The following is a 17,131-nucleotide window of genomic DNA, read 5'->3' as shown; positions in this document are numbered from 1 at the left end:
TTTTTATTGATTGTCGTAATGAAAATAAAAGATCTATACTAACTCCGTTTATTTTTTACTCGGAAGATACGATGACAGAACGTTCAGCCAATATCATTACCCACGATCCTTTTGGTAGCTTACTTGGATATGCGCCTGGTGGCGTGGCAATTTATTCCTCAGATTACAATACTGCGGATGATAAAGAGTTCCCAAATGATGCTGCATTTCGGAGTTATCTAGGGCGAGAATATATGGGCTATAAATGGCAGTGTGTGGAATTTGCACGTCGTTATCTATATCTCAATCATGGCGTCGTGTTTGCTGATGTCGGTATGGCGTATGAGATCTTTTCTTTACGTTTTTTACGCCAAGTAGTGAACGATGCCTTGTTGCCCTTGCAGGCATTTGCTAATGGTTGCAAACGTAAACCTCAAGCAGGTTCCTTATTAATTTGGCAAGAAGGGGGCGAATTTAAACACACGGGGCATGTGGCAATTATCACTGAGGTATTGGCTGATAGAATTCGAATCGCCGAGCAAAATGTGATTCATTCCCGCTTGCCAAGTGGTCAGCAATGGACGCGTGAATTGCCGATGATTGTTTCAGAACAAGGATATTTTTTACAGGATACTTTTAATGATACTAAAATTCTTGGTTGGATGATTCAAACGAACGATACTGAATTTTCAGAACCTCAACCTTTTCCAAAATCAACCGCACTTCGGTTACAAGCTCATCATGTTGATAATCATGGGCAATTTAGTGGGAAATGGTTAAATGAAAATGAACCATTTGATACGGCTTATATCAAGGCGATGGGCGGACATAAAGTAAGTCATTCTGATCAATATCGCTATTTCGCTATGTCTGAAAGTGCTCAACAGGAATTAATTCACGCCACGAACGAACTGCATTTAATGTATTTACATGCGACAGATAAGGTACTCAAAGATGATAACCTATTGCAGTATTTCAATATTCCGAAGCTCCTTTGGCCACGCTTAAGACTTTCTTGGCAAAATCGCCGTTATCAGACGATTACTGGTCGTTTAGATTTCTGTATGAGTGAACGAGGTTTGAAAGTCTATGAATATAATGCCGACTCAGCTTCTTGCCATGCTGAAGCAGGCGATATTATGAATCGCTGGGCAAAACAAGCTGATTGTGTATTGGGGGAAAATCCATCCGATGGTTTGCGTAATGCATTGGCTGATTGTTGGCAACATAGTCAAGCCTCAAAATTAGTTCATATTCTGCAAGATCACGATGATGAAGAAGATTATCATGCCATGTTTATGCAACAAGCATTGGTACAAGCGGGATTTCAAGCCAAAATTATTCATGGAACAGAAGGCTTACATTGGGATAATCGTGGCCGCCTGATTGATGATGAAAATAACCAAGTTCAAACCGTTTGGAAAACCTGGGCATGGGAGACCATGCTAGAACAACTTCGTGAAGATACAACAGGAATGGAAGTCGCTCCACCTATTCGCACAGGTTATCCTGAAGATAAAGTGCGGTTAATTGACGTACTACTTCGCCCTGAAGTGTTGGTTTATGAACCGCTTTGGACGGCAATTCCAAGCAATAAAGCAATTTTACCGGTGCTTTGGTCTTTATTCCCTAATCATCGTTATTTGTTAGAGGCAAGTTTTCATCTCACACCAAACTTAATTCAAAATGGCTATGCACAAAAACCAATTGCAGGTCGCCGAGGTGATAACGTTAAATTGATTGGTGAAAATAATTCGATGCTAGACACAACCGATGGACAGTTTGGTCAGCAAGATAGTATTTATCAACAACTTTGGTGCTTACCACAAGTGGAAGAGCAATATTTGCAAGTCTGCACTTTTACCGTGGGGGGGCATTATGGTGGAACTTGCCTACGTTCTGATTCGAGTCGAGTGATTGTAGGCAATAGTGATATGCAACCATTGAGAGTGTTGAAGGATAAATAAAACACCTTGTGATATTAAGAATGGGTTTTACGCAATGCTTTTCCAATTAAAATGCTTGCAACTAACATCACTAAAGTCGGAACCAACCAAGCCATTCCTTCAGATGAAAGAGGGAAGTGTTCCAATAATGAATTAATGCTTTCTGGTAACATTTTAACGTTATTTAAGCTGTCACATAAACTAAAACAAACAGTTACGATTAATGTGCTGTTGTATGTAAATTTTATTGATGGAAGTTTTTTGCGTAAGAATTGCAATAATACAAGCACAATAGCTACTGGATAAATTAATAACAAAGCTGGGATCGTTATGCGAAGTAGATCCGTTAAACCATATTGTGAAACAGTGATTGTCATTGCGGTAAAAAGTGCGACCCAAAACGGATAAGAAAAACGCACAGAGAATTTTGAAAAATAGTCAGCGGCAGCACTCGTTACACCAACAAGGGTTGTTAAGCTCGCTAATACAATAATACCCGCCATAATCCAAGTCCCAGCAGAACCGAATAAGACATTTACATAACGAGAGAAAATTTGTCCGCCATTAGTTGCACCTTCTGCAACTGCAGCACTAGTCGCACCTAGATAGAAAAGCGAAAAATATAAACCCGCAAGTAGAATGACTGAAACAAATCCGGCTGAGATAGTGTATTTAACGATATCTTTGGGTTCAGTTACATTTTTTGCGGCAAGTGCGCGAGCGACGATTCCACCGAAAGCAATGGCTGCGAGTACATCCATGGTTTGATAACCACTGGTTAAGCCGATTAATAAAGAATGGCCATTTTCATACGCTTTACTTGGCGCTTGAATTTCAGATAAAGGTGAAATGAAGACAGTGACGGCTACAGCAACTAATAACACAAGCAATGCAGGTGTCATGAATTTACCAACACTTGAAATAATGGTATTTGGGCGAATCATAAAGCCCATCGCAATTAAGTTGAAAATTAATGAAAAGAGGAAACGAACACTCTTATTATCTTCCACTAATCCTAAAGGTAACCACGCCATTTCGTAAGCAACATTCGTGATACGTGGCATTGCAAAGGTAGAGCCAATGGTTAGATAAAGTATAACAAGAAAACCTGCGCCCGCCCATTTAGGTAAATCTTTCGTGAGTTCTTCACCACGACCTAAAATAGATACAATAACAAGTGTAATAAAAGGCATTAAAACGCCAGTTAATACAAAACCAAAGGAGGCTCCTGCCCAATGTTGTCCAGAAGTAAAGCCTTCCATTGGTGGAAAAATGATATTACCTGCACCTAAAAATAAGGCGAAGATCATCATTCCTAAAACGATAATATCTTTACGTGAAAACATAATTTTTTAACTCTAAAAATAAAAAGGCCTGCATTCTACTACAAAGTGTAGAAAATCCCTATTCTGTAAAACTAAAAATGTGAATTTCGTCACAATATGAAGAATCTTATCGACAATTCGATAAAAATCCCTGCAAAATCGACCGCACTTTTCCCTTTGAGGGCAAAAATATGCTAGGATTCAGCCTCTGTTAATTTTTTGTTATTTATTTTTGGAAGGAGTTTGCGTGGTACAACTGATTCAACGTTTTTTAAAATTAGAATCCGCTGGTGGTATTTTGTTGCTTTTTTCTGCTGCAGTAGCGATGTTGCTGGCTAATTCGCCATTAAGCAGTCAATATCATGATTTTTTGAATTTGCCAGTCAGTTTGCAAATTGGCAGTTTCTCTATTAATAAAACCTTAATCCACTGGATTAACGATGGTTTTATGGCGGTGTTTTTTGTGTTAGTGGGAATGGAAGTTAAAAAAGAATTATTTGAAGGTGCACTTTCTTCCTACCAACAAGCTATTTTCCCTGCCATTGCTGCAGTGGGTGGAATGATCGTGCCCGCATTGGTTTATTGGTTTATTGCAAAACAGGATCCTAGCCTTGCAAATGGCTGGGCTATTCCTATGGCGACAGATATCGCTTTTGCACTTGGCATCATGGCATTATTGAGCAAGCAAGTGCCATTGCCTCTAAAGATTTTTTTACTCGCACTCGCTATTATTGATGACTTAGGCGCGATTGTTGTAATTGCGCTGTTCTTCTCTCATGAATTAAGTGTGCAGGCTCTAATTTTCTCAGGTATTTCTATTTTGACTTTGGTTTTATTAAACCGCTTTAGAGTTAGCGCGCTTTGCGCCTATATGGTGGTTGGAGCAATTTTATGGGCGTCTGTTTTAAAATCTGGTGTTCATGCGACGTTGGCTGGCGTGATTATTGGTTTTTGCATTCCATTAAAAGGTAAAAAAGGTGAACGACCATTACACGATTTTGAGCACATTCTAGCGCCTTGGTCATCCTTCGTTATTTTACCGCTCTTTGCATTTGCCAATGCAGGCGTTAGTTTTGACGGTATTGATGTGAGTATGATTTCATCGCCATTATTATTGGCTATTGCGTGCGGTTTAATTATAGGTAAACCAGTCGGCGTTTTCGGATTTAGTTATATTTCCGTTAAGTTGGGATTAGCTAAATTACCGGATGGAATCAATTTTAAACAAATTTTTGCCGTCGCAGTTTTATGTGGTATCGGCTTTACGATGTCAATGTTCTTAGCAAGCCTTGCTTTTAATGCGGATGCTGGAGAAAGTGTCAATACGCTTTCTCGTTTAGGAATCTTACTCGGTTCAACGGTTTCGGCAACTCTTGGGTATTTATTCTTAAAACAAACGACAAAACTAAACTAATCATACACAAAGTGAGGTAAATTGATCTGCAGCCCTAAAAGTTGGACTAAATAAGCGACCGATGACATACAAACTATGTCAAGAAAAGAAAACTATCTAAACAATGCGGAAATGGAAAGTTTATTTGGTCGATTAAAAACGGAATGTTTTTATAGTTGAGAATTTAACTGTAGCGAGGAAATAATTGATACAGTAAGATATTACTATCATTACTACTCCTTAAATAAACATTCCTTTTTAGCAGATCAATTTACAGAACTTTTGTTTTATAAATTCAAGCAAAATGAGATAATGCAATTTCTAATTTATTAGTTGCAATTATTTCGTTGGTTCGAGAATTTTAGTCACCACTTTCAAATACTCAATCGCCAAGCTATGTTGCGCAACACTGGCATTAAAAACTAAGTCTTCGGAAAGTACGCCACAAGGTTGCTCTTTCGGTACCTCGCCATTTTCGTAAGCCTCGAAATCCTCTCGCCAATCCCCTTCGAAGTAATAATGTTCTAAGCTTTTCATCTTGGGTAAAAACACCTGCCATTTTTCCAAAAACTGCTCCGCCTCTGCAAGAAAACCATTTGCCTCATCTAAAATACTTTCCATTTCGACAAGTTGAGATAATCGTTCTTTTGATAGCATGTTTTTCTCCCATTCAATTAAAGTGCGGTTAAATTTTACCGCACTTTTCCCATATTAATATCTTACTAACTCTCGGAAAGCATAGCATAAATAATCTATATTGAATGTAAAGATTGTAAAGTTTGGTAAAGTGATCCCTCCAAAAGTTGGACTAAACAAACCAACAATTTAGGTGCAGATTTTATTATGGGCAAACAAGATAATTGAGTCATTTTATATCCAGACCAAGACTGGCGTATCTGATAATAGCTTATCGTCTAATTTTGGCTACAAATCGCATCATTCCAAAGTATGTCTAGAAAAGGAGATAGTTAATACAGTAAAGGATTATTGGGATTACTATAATCACTAACGAATTCAACTGAAATTAAAAAGGACTGAATACGATACAATATCGTCATCAGTCCTTAAGTAAATATCCCAGTTTTTTTGAACTCAGTTCAAATTTACCGCACTTTTTAACACCTATTGTCTAGCTTGAACTTCTGCGTTGGCGTAATCAATAGTAACAACCTTACCAGGTAATAACGCACCAGATAGAATTTGTTGTGCCAAGCTATTTTCGATCTCTTGTTGAATTGCACGTTTCAATGGACGCGCGCCATAAATTGGGTCGTAACCCACTTCACCAATGAAATCTAATAAAGCATCGGTAAACACCAATTCGTAACCACGAGTTTCCATACGTTTTGCTAAGCGCTCTAATTGAATATTTGCAATCGCACGAATATTCTCTTTACCAAGCGGATGGAATACCACTGTCTCATCAATACGGTTGATAAATTCCGGACGGAAATGCTGGCTCACCACAGACATCACTAAGGCCTTCATTTCGCTATAACTTTCGTCTTTGCTGCCCTGAATTAAATCAGAACCCAAGTTAGAGGTCATAATCACCACGGTGTTACGGAAGTCCACAGTACGACCTTGCCCGTCAGTTAAACGACCATCATCCAACACCTGTAATAAGATATTGAACACATCCGCATGGGCTTTTTCAACTTCATCTAATAAGATCACTGAATACGGACGACGACGAACAGCTTCAGTTAAATAACCGCCTTCTTCATAACCAACATAACCCGGAGGTGCCCCAACTAAGCGAGAGACACTGTGTTTTTCCATAAACTCTGACATATCAATGCGTACCATCGCATCTTCACTATCAAACAAGAATTTAGCCAAAGTTTTGCAAAGCTCTGTTTTACCTACGCCTGTTGGCCCTAGGAACAAGAAAGAACCAATTGGGCGATTAGGATCGGAAAGACCAGCACGACTACGACGAATTGCATTTGAGACGGCATCAACTGCTTCTTCTTGGCCAATCACTCGTTTATGTAGTTCATTTTCCATGCGCAAGAGTTTTTCTTTCTCGCCTTCCATCATTTTTGATACTGGAATGCCAGTGGCTTTAGAAAGCACTTCTGCGATTTCTTCATCTGTGACGCGATAGCGCAAAAGCGTCATTTCTTTTCCTTCGCTGGTTTCAGCTTGCTCAAGTTGCTTTTCAAGAGCAGGGATACGGCCATATTGCAACTCAGACATTTTAGCTAAATCACCCGCACGACGAGCTTGTTCTAGTTCGGTTTTTGCAGTATCTAACTCTTGTTTAATATGTTGAGAGCCAGAAAGCGTTGCTTTTTCAGATTTCCACACTTCTTCAAGTTCGACATATTCACGTTCTTTGTCAGCCAATTCTTTCTCTAACATTTCTAAACGTTTGCGACTTGCTTCGTCTTCTTCTTTTTGTAACGCCTGTTGTTCCAATTTTAATTGGATAATACGACGTTCAAGGCGATCAAGCGGTTCAGGTTTAGAATCTATTTCCATACGAATGCTAGACGCTGCTTCATCGATCAAATCAATCGCTTTATCTGGTAACTGACGATCGGAAATATAACGATGTGAAAGCGTTGCTGCAGCGACAATCGCAGGGTCAGTAATATCTACATGGTGGTGAATTTCATAGCGTTCTTTCAAACCACGTAAGATCGCAATCGTATCTTCGACACTTGGTTCATCCACAAAGACTTTTTGGAAACGACGTTCAAGTGCGGCATCTTTCTCGATATATTGACGATATTCGTCTAGTGTTGTTGCGCCCACACAGTGCAATTCACCGCGAGCTAAACTTGGTTTTAACAAGTTACCGGCATCCATCGCACCATCGGTTTTACCTGCGCCAACCATAGTATGAATTTCATCAATAAAGAGGATAACGCGACCTTCTTCTTTCGAAAGTTCATTGAGTACCGCTTTTAAACGTTCTTCAAATTCACCACGATATTTCGCCCCAGCAATTAATGCGCCCATATCTAATGAAAGTACGCGTTTATTTTTCAAACCTTCTGGCACTTCGCCATTTACAATACGTTGTGCTAAACCTTCTACAATCGCCGTTTTCCCCACACCGGGCTCACCAATTAATACTGGGTTGTTTTTGGTACGACGTTGTAATACTTGAATCGCTCGACGAATTTCTTCATCACGTCCAATCACAGGATCAAGTTTGCCACTTTCGGCACGAGCGGTTAAATCAATCGTATATTTTTCTAATGCTTGTCTGCTTTCTTCTGCATTTTGATCGTTCACGTTTTGTCCCCCTCTAATTTGCTGAATGGCTTGCGAAATTTGCTCTTTTTTCGCACCGCACTTTTTCAGAATATCGCTGATCATTCCACGTTCTTCTAAAGCTGCCAGCAAAAACAATTCGCTTGAAATAAATTTATCTTGGTTTTGCTGTGCAAATTTATCACATAGATTAAGTAAATTAATGAGCTGGCGTGAAAGTTGTACATCACCGCCATTGCCAATAACCTGTGGCAATTTATTTAGTTCAGTTTTTAATTCATTACGCAATAAAGTTACATTTACGCCACTTGCAGTTAAAATTGGTGCAATGGACCCGCCCTGTTGATTTAAAAGTGCGGTCAATAAATGCACTGGTTCAATAAATTGATTATCTTTTCCGATAGCAAGTGATTGTGCTTCGCTTAAAGCGTCTTGGAATTTTGTCGTAAATTTTTCAATGTTCATACACTTTCCTCAATTTAGTTTTGGCTTTCGCCGTTTGCCTAAATTAAGTAAGATCGTTTGAAAAGATTTCAAGAGAAAAAATGAAATATTTTTGATTTTATCTATCAATAAAAATCTAATGATAGGTTTCAGCCCACCAAAATATCGAATAGTGAGACATCCCAATGCTCAGTGGGAAGATTTTCTACTTGCTGACATTGATGCGCTAAACCTACAGGAATAAAAGACTTATTTTGCCAATTCTGCAATGTGCGATCATAAAATCCACCGCCCATGCCAAGGCGATTTCCCTGTTTATCAAAAGCCACTAACGGCGTAAATAAAATATCCAGTTCATCTAATGGTAAAACATTTTGAACATTCAGCTTTGGCTCCCAAATACCAAACTGATTTTGTTCCATTGGCGTATCAGGTAAATAGCGTAAAAACAATAAATGATGTTTAGTAAAAGGGTGTAAAATAGGCAAATACACATTTTTATTTTGCATCCAAAGGGACTGGATTAAGGCCTTTGTAGAAATTTCACCATCAAAAGAAAAATATAATGCAATATTTTTGGCTTGTCGTTGGTCGATAAGATTTAACGCCTGTTGAGTCACTGATTGTTCAGCTTTTTGCTGTTGAAGTGCGGTTAAATTTGCGCGTATTTTTCGAATTTCAGCGCGTATTTGCTGGCGTTTTTGAGTATTCATAGACATGAAAAGAGAAGATAGGACCCAGAGTGCCGCTGCGGGCGGTAGTCCTTGAACCCGACGGTTCAAGGAAATCAGTTGATACCGTTTTCAGGTTTCTTAGCCCAATGAACGAGTCAAAGGTTAAGCCTACACACCAACGATAGGAAACCAATTTATAAGATTTAAAGTATCGGCTCAGGGACATAGCCTACTGACGAACACTCCAGGTAATTCTTATGGGTTTATACTAGCCCAAATTCTCAGTATTGACTAGCATTTATTTATCAATTTTGATGAGTTGATTATAAAACGACAAAACAGGTGTGATAACACAAATTAGTTTTAGGTATTTATTGATCTTGGAGAGGAGAATCTAAAGAATATGGCGGTGACTTAAGTAATTTTTAACTAATTGCGCTGAATTAGCTACATCTTTTAATTTGAAAAAATCTCAGCTCTATTTCACCGCACTTTACAATTTAATATTGTTCTTTATTTACACGAATATTTTCTAACGAATGGTCTAATTGTTGGATACCCGTTCTCAATACCTCTTCAATTTTAGCTGCTTTATTTTTTTCTTGGCTTAATTCAAAACTCAAATTGAGCGCCACAATCGAAAGCACACGCTCAAGCTGAATAAGGCCTGTCTTTTCTTTCATTTCGGAAACCAATATATCTAAATTACGCGCAGCTTGGCGCAATAATTCTTCTTGTTCAATGGGCACGTTTAAACGCAAGACCTGACCCAAAACTAAAATTTCGACCAATTTTAACGACATTTGATTTCCTTAAATTAAATATTTGAGTGGCTGATATTATGCCATAGCAAAAAACGTTCGTCACAAATTTTACATTGAATCCGCCGTTCGCTCATCACCATAAATTACGCTATAATGCCCGCATTTTTCAGTTTAAAACGAGATTTTTATGGCCCAAATTGCAACAAATCCACTTGTATTAGTAGATGGTTCTTCTTATTTATATCGTGCATTTCATGCCTTTCCTCCTTTAACTAATGCCGCAGGTGAGCCAACGGGTGCGATGTACGGCGTGTTAAATATGCTAAAAAGCCTCATCTCACAAGTACAACCCACTCATATAGCTGTTGTTTTTGATGCAAAAGGAAAAACTTTCCGTGATGAAATGTTTGAACAATATAAATCTCACCGTCCACCAATGCCTGATGATTTACGCAAACAAATTCAGCCTTTGCACGATATGATTCGCGCATTGGGGATTCCACTTTTAGTGGTGGAAGGGGTTGAAGCTGATGATGTGATCGGTACGCTCGCACTACAAGCATCTAGTTTGGGTAAAAAAGTGCTCATTAGTACTGGCGATAAAGATATGGCACAGTTAGTTGATGACAATATTATGCTCATCAACACCATGAATAATAGCTTATTGGATCGCGAGGGTGTGATTGAAAAATACGGTATTCCACCTGAACTCATCATTGATTATCTAGCACTCATGGGCGATAGTGCAGATAACATTCCGGGCGTTGCTGGCGTTGGAGAAAAAACCGCACTTGGTTTACTACAAGGCATCGGAAGTATGGCTGAAATTTATGCCAATCTTGAAAAAGTAGCTGAATTGCCAATTCGTGGTGCAAAAAAACTAGGTGAAAAATTACTGGCTGAAAAATCCAATGCAGATCTTTCTTATACATTAGCAACCATCAAAACAGATGTTGAACTTAACGTGACAACAGATGAATTGTTGCTTGGAGAAAGTCAAAACGATCAACTCATTGAATATTTTGGTCGCTACGAATTTAAACGCTGGCTTAATGAAGTGATGAATGGCGCAGACTCCATTACCCAAACCACTGAACAGCCTATGAAAATGAACCAGTATCAGGCGACCTCACCAGCTAAAAATTCTGTGGAAAATAGTGCGGTGGAAAATACGCCTAAAATTCAAATCGATCGTACAAAATATGAAACCTTGCTCACTCAAGCGGATTTAACCCGCTGGATTGAAAAACTCAATGCAGCAAAACTCATTGCAGTGGATACTGAAACAGACAGTCTTGATTATATGTCTGCAAATTTAGTAGGTATCTCTTTTGCTCTTGAAAATGGCGAAGCCGCTTATTTACCATTGCAATTGGATTATTTGGATGCACCAAAAACACTCGAAAAATCGACCGCACTTGTGGCTATCAAACCCGTTTTAGAAAATCCTGATATTCACAAAATTGGACAAAACATTAAATTTGATGAAAGTATTTTTGCCCGTCATGGCATTGAATTACGAGGTGTTGAATTTGATACGATGTTGCTTTCTTATACGCTAAATAGTACGGGTCGTCATAATATGGATGATTTAGCTAAACGTTATTTAGGGCATGAGACTATCGCATTTGAAAGCATTGCAGGAAAAGGAAAAGGCCAGCTGACATTTAATCAAATTCCATTAGAACAAGCCACAGAATACGCGGCAGAAGATGCAGATGTGACAATGAAGTTACAACAAGCGCTATGGTTAAAATTGCAAGAAGAACCAACGCTTGTTGAATTGTATAAAACAATGGAATTACCATTACTCCATGTGCTTTCTCGCATGGAACGTACGGGCGTTTTGATTGATAGTGATGCCCTCTTTATACAATCTAACGAAATTGCCACAAGATTAACCGCACTTGAAGAACAAGCTTACGCATTAGCGGGTCAGCCATTTAATTTGGCCTCCACAAAACAATTACAAGAAATTTTGTTCGATAAACTTGGGCTACCTGTTTTACAAAAAACACCAAAAGGTGCGCCATCAACGAATGAAGAAGTATTGGAAGAATTAGCTTATAGCCACGAATTACCAAAAATTTTGGTCGAACATCGTGGCTTGAGTAAACTTAAATCCACTTACACGGATAAACTGCCTCAAATGGTCAATTCACAAACAGGCCGAGTGCATACCTCTTATCATCAAGCGGTGACGGCGACAGGACGTTTATCATCAAGTGATCCAAACTTACAAAATATTCCAATTCGGAATGAAGAAGGTCGTCGTATTCGACAAGCATTTATCGCGCGTGAGGGTTATTCTATTGTCGCCGCTGACTATTCTCAAATTGAGTTACGCATTATGGCGCATCTTTCGGGCGATCAAGGCTTAATTAATGCCTTCTCTCAAGGCAAGGATATTCACCGATCCACGGCTGCTGAAATCTTCGGTGTATCATTAGATGAAGTCACCAGCGAGCAACGTCGCAATGCTAAAGCAATTAATTTCGGCTTAATTTATGGAATGTCCGCCTTTGGACTTTCACGCCAGCTTGGTATTTCCCGTCTTGATGCACAAAAATACATGGATTTATATTTCCAACGCTACCCTGGCGTACAGCAATTTATGACCGATATCCGTGAAAAAGCGAAAGAACAAGGCTATGTGGAAACGTTATTTGGTCGCCGTTTATATTTACCTGATATTAATTCTAGCAATGCCATGCGTCGTAAAGGAGCAGAACGCGTAGCGATAAATGCACCGATGCAAGGCACGGCTGCGGATATTATTAAACGAGCGATGATTAAGCTTGACGAAGTAATCCGTCACGATCCAGATATTGAAATGATTATGCAAGTACACGATGAATTAGTGTTTGAAGTGCGGTCAGAAAAAGTAGAATTTTTCCGTGAGCAAATTAAACAACACATGGAAGCCGCTGCGAAATTAGTTGTTCCGTTGATTGTGGAAGTGGGTGTTGGACAAAATTGGGATGAAGCGCACTAAGGAATTTAGCCATGAATAAAGTTATTCAAAGTCGCCACTTTACGGCAGAACGTGCCTGGGGAGCCCTTGATATTACCAATATGAATGGTATTTCGGTGCGTCTTCACTGGACAAATAAACCTTACAAATGGCATATCAATGACGGTGAAGAAGTCTTTGCGGTGATGGATGGTACGGTGGAAATGCGCTACAAAGAAGAGGGCCTAAAGAAAGCCGTATTGCTCCATACGGGTGATATTTTTTATGCGAGTATCGGTACCGAACATGTTGCTCATCCACAAGGTGAAGCGCGCATATTAGTCATAGAGAAAGAAGACAGTATTTAAAAAGAATTTTATGAATCAAGAAAGACTCAACGAAATCGAAAAACCATTAATTCAAATTGTAGAACGCGATGTTGTTCCTGCACTTGGATGTACAGAGCCTATTTCTCTGGCACTTGCATCTGCAACAGCGGCTAAACATTTAGGAAAAACACCTGAACGCATTGAAGCCAAAGTGTCTCCTAACTTAATGAAAAATGGATTAGGCGTTGCAGTACCAGGAACGGGCATGGTGGGCTTACCAATTGCCGCAGCGATTGGTGCTTTGGGCGGTGACCCTGAAGGTGAGTTAGAAGTGTTAAAGCACATCACGCCAGAGCAAGTTTCCCAAGCTAAAGCGATGCTTGATAAAAAGCTCGTTAATGTGGATATTCATCAAACCGAGCATATTTTATATTCAGAAGCTGTGTTGTTTACGGATAATGACCGAGTGAAAGTCGCCATTCAAGATCAACACACTAACATCATTTTGATTGAAAAAAATGGCGAGATCATTTTTGAGAAAGAGCATGATGAATGCGCTGATTGTGATCCTTATGATATTTTCAAGCAGGTGAGCGCACGTGAAATTTTTGAATTTTCTTGTGAAGTTGATCTCGATAAAATTCGCTTTATCGAACAAGCTGCCACACTCAATCGAGCACTATCTAACGAAGGATTGAGCGAAAATTACGGCCTACATATTGGTAGAACGCTACGCAAACAAGTTGGTAGTGGCTTAATGTCAGATGATTTACTCAGTAAAATTATAATCGAAACCACTGCAGCCTCCGATGCCCGTATGGGCGGGGCTACATTGCCAGCAATGAGTAATTCAGGCTCTGGCAACCAAGGTATTGCCGCGACTATGCCTGTGGTTGTGGTCGCCGATTATTTAAACGTGAGTGAAGAAAAACGTCTCCGAGCGCTCTTCTTATCACACTTAATGGCCATTTATATCCACAGTAAATTGCCCAAACTCTCTGCCCTTTGCGCAGTAACAACTGCATCAATGGGAAGCTGTGCAGGTATCGCCTATTTGCTTACAGGGAAATTTGAAACCATGAGCATGGGGATTTGTAGTATGATTGGTGACATCAGCGGAATCATCTGCGATGGTGCATCTAATAGCTGTGCAATGAAAGTCTCCACCAGCGTGGCTTCAGGCTATAAATCAGTACTTATGGCAATGGATGAGACCCATGTTACTGGCAATGAAGGTATTGTCGAACACGATCTTGATCGAACCATTGATAATCTCTGCGCTATTGCATCAAAAAGTATGCAACATATCGACAGACAGGTTATTGAAATTATGGTGAGTAAACCTTGTCCTTAATGAAAATAAAGTGCGGTGAAAAATAAAGAAATTTCAATTTCACTCGAATTTATCGTAAACAAAAGGGTTGAGTATAAATTTATACTCAACCCTTTATCTTCATTAAGAGACGATATTATTTATCGCTTTCTTTTTCGTGTGGATTTCCTTTAACACCAATATGAGAAATTTCCCCATTAGCATCAATCAAATAAGCTTGGCCAAAACCTCTCACAAAACGACCTGTTCCAAGTGTAAGTTCAAATAAATCAAAATCAGTAAATTCACGAATCGTTTTAATTCCGCCCACATCATTCATCGTTTCCGCTAATTTATCTAAAACTTTTTCAACAATTGGATCTTCACGAGGAATAAAACGTGCACTTGCTTTATAACGTAAGCGAGTACGCACAATAATTGATTTCGCTTTATTTTCATCTTCTAAAAACATCACTTCCACTTGATTTGGATTGCGTTTTAAATTGTCATAATGCTCTGCAATGGCACTGATATAAATATAATATTTTCCATCAAGCGAAATAATTGGCGCATAAGATGCCATCGGTAAGCCATCTTTATCTAAAGTGGCAAGCACACAGCTTTTAAATTCTTGACGAAATTCATCAATTTTAGCTTTGATACGATCGTAATTTGCAACTGGTTTATTTTCTACACAAAGATTGATGATTGCTTGTTTAATTGAACCTTCGTCAGCTTGTTGTGGAAATTCCACGCGTAATGTTTTTCCACCATTATATTTAAAATCTAAACCACCAAAATCTACATTAACTAATGTCACATCCGTGATTTCCTTTTCGCCACCAAATTTTTTACAAAGAGCAACCATATCATCTTGGTGATGATCATTCATGTGAGTAATAATTCTATTGAAATCCATTTTTGTTCCTTATATTTACGATTAATCTCATTATTCTACAGATTATCTTCCGTAGGGAATAATGCTGAGCATTATACTCAAGTAAAATATATTTAACATATTTTTTACAAAATAATAATATTTCAAATAAAAAGGCCCTTACGAAATAAGGGCCCAAAAAGAACTGAAATAGTATTAATTATTTACCGTCTACACTCACGCCATAGAAAGCATCATAGCCAAATGGGCTTTGTACATAGCCTTTTACGCGTGGACTAAGTGGTGCAAAACCTACAGAGTGCGCAACTGGAATCCAAGGTGCCTGATTATGAATGATGACTTGCGCTTGTTTATAAAGTGTGGTGCGTTCTTCCTTATTTGTTAATCCGATTGCTTTATCTAGTAATGCATCAAATTCTGGATTTTTAAAACGAGCCATATTGGAATTACCCGCATTTGAACTTGCCAATAATGGAGATAAGAAGTTATCAGGGTCACCATTATCACCAGACCAGCCAAAGATACCAGCAGTTAACTCACCTGCTTTCGCACGTTTTTGGTAATCCGCCCATTCATAGGTAACAGGGTTGGTTTTTACACCAACTTTAGCCCAGTCCGCCATGATAAGTTCAGCCATACGTTTTGGATTTGGGTTAGAAGCTCGTACAACAGGTTGAATCCAAAAATCAGTTTCAAAACCATTTGGGTAACCCGCTTCTGCTAAAAGTTGTTTTGCTTTTTCTGGATCATACGGATAATCTTGAACTTCATCGTTGTAACTCCAAATTGTTGGAGGAAGTGGATTTTTAGCTGGTGTACCCGCGCCTTGGTAAACTGCTTCAATAATCGCTTTTTTATCCACTGCGTAGTTCAGTGCTTGACGAACTTTGACATTATCAAACGGTGCTTTTTCGGTATTGAATGCGATATACGCCACGTTCAAACCTTTTTGTTCCAAAAGTTGTACTTTTGGATCTGTTTTCATTTTGACTAAATCCGCTACATTCGGGAATAAAATTAAATCACAAGATCCAGCCTGTAATTTTGCATAACGTGTTGTCGCATCTGGCACAATATTGATAACTAAACGATCCAATGGTGTTCTACCTTTCCAATAGTTTTCGTTTGCTACATACTGGGCTGCCTGATCTGTTTTGTAATCAACAAAAACAAATGGGCCAGTCCCTACTGGGCGATTATCAATTGTTTCTGGCTTACCTGCTTTCAGCATTGCATCAGCATATTCTGCGGAATAAATAGAAATAAAATCCATACCTAAACTTGCCAAGAAAGTCGCATCTTTTTTGTTCAAGGTAATACGAATTGTGTTGTCATCTAGTTTTTCCACTGATTTTAACAATTCAGGGAATTTCATTGCTTTGAAATATGGATAAGTCCCCTTAGATACATTGTGATATGGATGATTTGGATCTAACTGACGTTGGAATGAAAATACAACATCATCTGCATTAAAATCACGTGTTGGGGTAAATTCTTTTGTTGTATGGAATTTAACACCTTTTCTTAGATGAAATGTGTAAGTTAAACCATCATCGCTAATTTCCCAGCTTTCTGCTAAAGCCGGTTCAATATCCGTTGAGCCTTTTTTAAATTCAACTAAGCGGTTATACACTTGTTGTGAGCTGGCATTATAAGATGTTCCCTCCATTACAAGTGCAGGGCTAAATCCTAAAGGTGCTTTTGCTGTACAGTAAACGAAAGTGTTGTTAGATGCAGATTTGGTTTCAGATTGTGCGGTCGGTTTATTTGCTGAACCTGATTGATCGCAAGCTGCTAATACAAGCGTTGCAGCCGCAAGAGTTAGTGTTGCTTTTAGCTTCATGATAGTTCCTCACTTTGTTGGCAAAGATTTATTCGAGCATAGT

General features: G+C 38.9%; 12 protein-coding genes and 1 other RNA gene. 5 read left to right on the top strand and 8 right to left on the bottom strand.

The features are described from left to right. The first annotated feature begins 71 nt into the window (after positions 1-71). Entirely contained in the window at positions 72-1,946 is a 1,875-nt protein-coding gene (gene gss, locus AC6H22_RS00870) for a bifunctional glutathionylspermidine amidase/synthase (RefSeq protein ID WP_046952693.1), read from the top strand. 14 nt (positions 1,947-1,960) lie between these two features. Here gss and brnQ read toward each other — a convergent pair whose 3' ends face one another. Beyond that, positions 1,961-3,271 carry a branched-chain amino acid transport system II carrier protein gene (gene brnQ, locus AC6H22_RS00865; protein WP_118817252.1) on the bottom strand — a complete coding sequence of 437 codons (1,311 nt, stop codon included), beginning with the start codon at positions 3,269-3,271 and terminating at the stop codon, positions 1,961-1,963. A 226-nt stretch (positions 3,272-3,497) separates the two neighbouring features. On the opposite strand from brnQ, the gene nhaA reads away from it, so the two are divergent. Then, a complete protein-coding gene (gene nhaA, locus AC6H22_RS00860) occupies positions 3,498-4,664 on the top strand; it encodes a Na+/H+ antiporter NhaA (protein ID WP_046952691.1) in 1,167 nt (388 codons plus the stop codon). A 318-nt stretch (positions 4,665-4,982) separates the two neighbouring features. On the opposite strand, the gene AC6H22_RS00855 is transcribed toward nhaA, so the two are convergent. The 5 genes from AC6H22_RS00855 to AC6H22_RS00835 all read right to left on the bottom strand — a co-directional run bounded on the left by AC6H22_RS00855 (position 4,983) and on the right by AC6H22_RS00835 (position 9,792). Further along, positions 4,983-5,300, bottom strand: a complete 318-nt coding sequence (locus AC6H22_RS00855; protein ID WP_118817253.1) for a DUF4298 domain-containing protein — start codon at positions 5,298-5,300, stop codon at positions 4,983-4,985. Between the two features lie 465 nt (positions 5,301-5,765). Continuing rightward, entirely contained in the window at positions 5,766-8,336 is a 2,571-nt protein-coding gene (clpB, locus tag AC6H22_RS00850; protein ID WP_118817254.1) for an ATP-dependent chaperone ClpB, read from the bottom strand. Positions 8,337-8,464: 128 nt separating this feature from the next. After that, positions 8,465-9,028 (bottom strand): 5-formyltetrahydrofolate cyclo-ligase, encoded by a 564-nt coding sequence (locus tag AC6H22_RS00845; RefSeq protein ID WP_046952688.1) that lies wholly within the window; start codon positions 9,026-9,028, stop codon positions 8,465-8,467. A 17-nt stretch (positions 9,029-9,045) separates the two neighbouring features. Further along, positions 9,046-9,243: non-coding RNA, 6S RNA (ssrS, locus tag AC6H22_RS00840), on the bottom strand. Positions 9,244-9,489: 246 nt separating this feature from the next. After that, positions 9,490-9,792 (bottom strand): cell division protein ZapA, encoded by a 303-nt coding sequence (locus AC6H22_RS00835; RefSeq protein WP_046952687.1) that lies wholly within the window; start codon positions 9,790-9,792, stop codon positions 9,490-9,492. A gap of 148 nt (positions 9,793-9,940) precedes the next feature. On the opposite strand from AC6H22_RS00835, the gene polA reads away from it, so the two are divergent. Genes polA through AC6H22_RS00820 form a run of 3 tightly spaced genes read left to right on the top strand, consistent with a single transcriptional unit; the run spans position 9,941 to position 14,389 of the window. Continuing rightward, positions 9,941-12,748, top strand: a complete 2,808-nt coding sequence (gene polA / locus AC6H22_RS00830; protein ID WP_118817255.1) for a DNA polymerase I — start codon at positions 9,941-9,943, stop codon at positions 12,746-12,748. An 11-nt stretch (positions 12,749-12,759) separates the two neighbouring features. Continuing rightward, positions 12,760-13,074 (top strand): cupin domain-containing protein, encoded by a 315-nt coding sequence (locus tag AC6H22_RS00825; protein ID WP_046952685.1) that lies wholly within the window; start codon positions 12,760-12,762, stop codon positions 13,072-13,074. A 10-nt stretch (positions 13,075-13,084) separates the two neighbouring features. Then, positions 13,085-14,389 (top strand): L-cysteine desulfidase family protein, encoded by a 1,305-nt coding sequence (locus AC6H22_RS00820; protein WP_046952684.1) that lies wholly within the window; start codon positions 13,085-13,087, stop codon positions 14,387-14,389. Positions 14,390-14,504: 115 nt separating this feature from the next. Here AC6H22_RS00820 and AC6H22_RS00815 read toward each other — a convergent pair whose 3' ends face one another. Both AC6H22_RS00815 and AC6H22_RS00810 read right to left on the bottom strand, forming a co-directional pair. Next, entirely contained in the window at positions 14,505-15,266 is a 762-nt protein-coding gene (locus tag AC6H22_RS00815; RefSeq protein WP_046952683.1) for a HugZ family heme oxygenase, read from the bottom strand. Positions 15,267-15,444: 178 nt separating this feature from the next. After that, positions 15,445-17,088 (bottom strand): ABC transporter substrate-binding protein, encoded by a 1,644-nt coding sequence (locus AC6H22_RS00810; protein WP_046952682.1) that lies wholly within the window; start codon positions 17,086-17,088, stop codon positions 15,445-15,447. Positions 17,089-17,131: the final 43 nt, after the last annotated feature.

It is taken from the genome of Haemophilus sp. THUN1690 (assembly GCF_059704375.1).
Note: the sequence above shows the minus strand (reverse complement) of the source record. Positions and strands in the feature narration are given on the sequence as shown.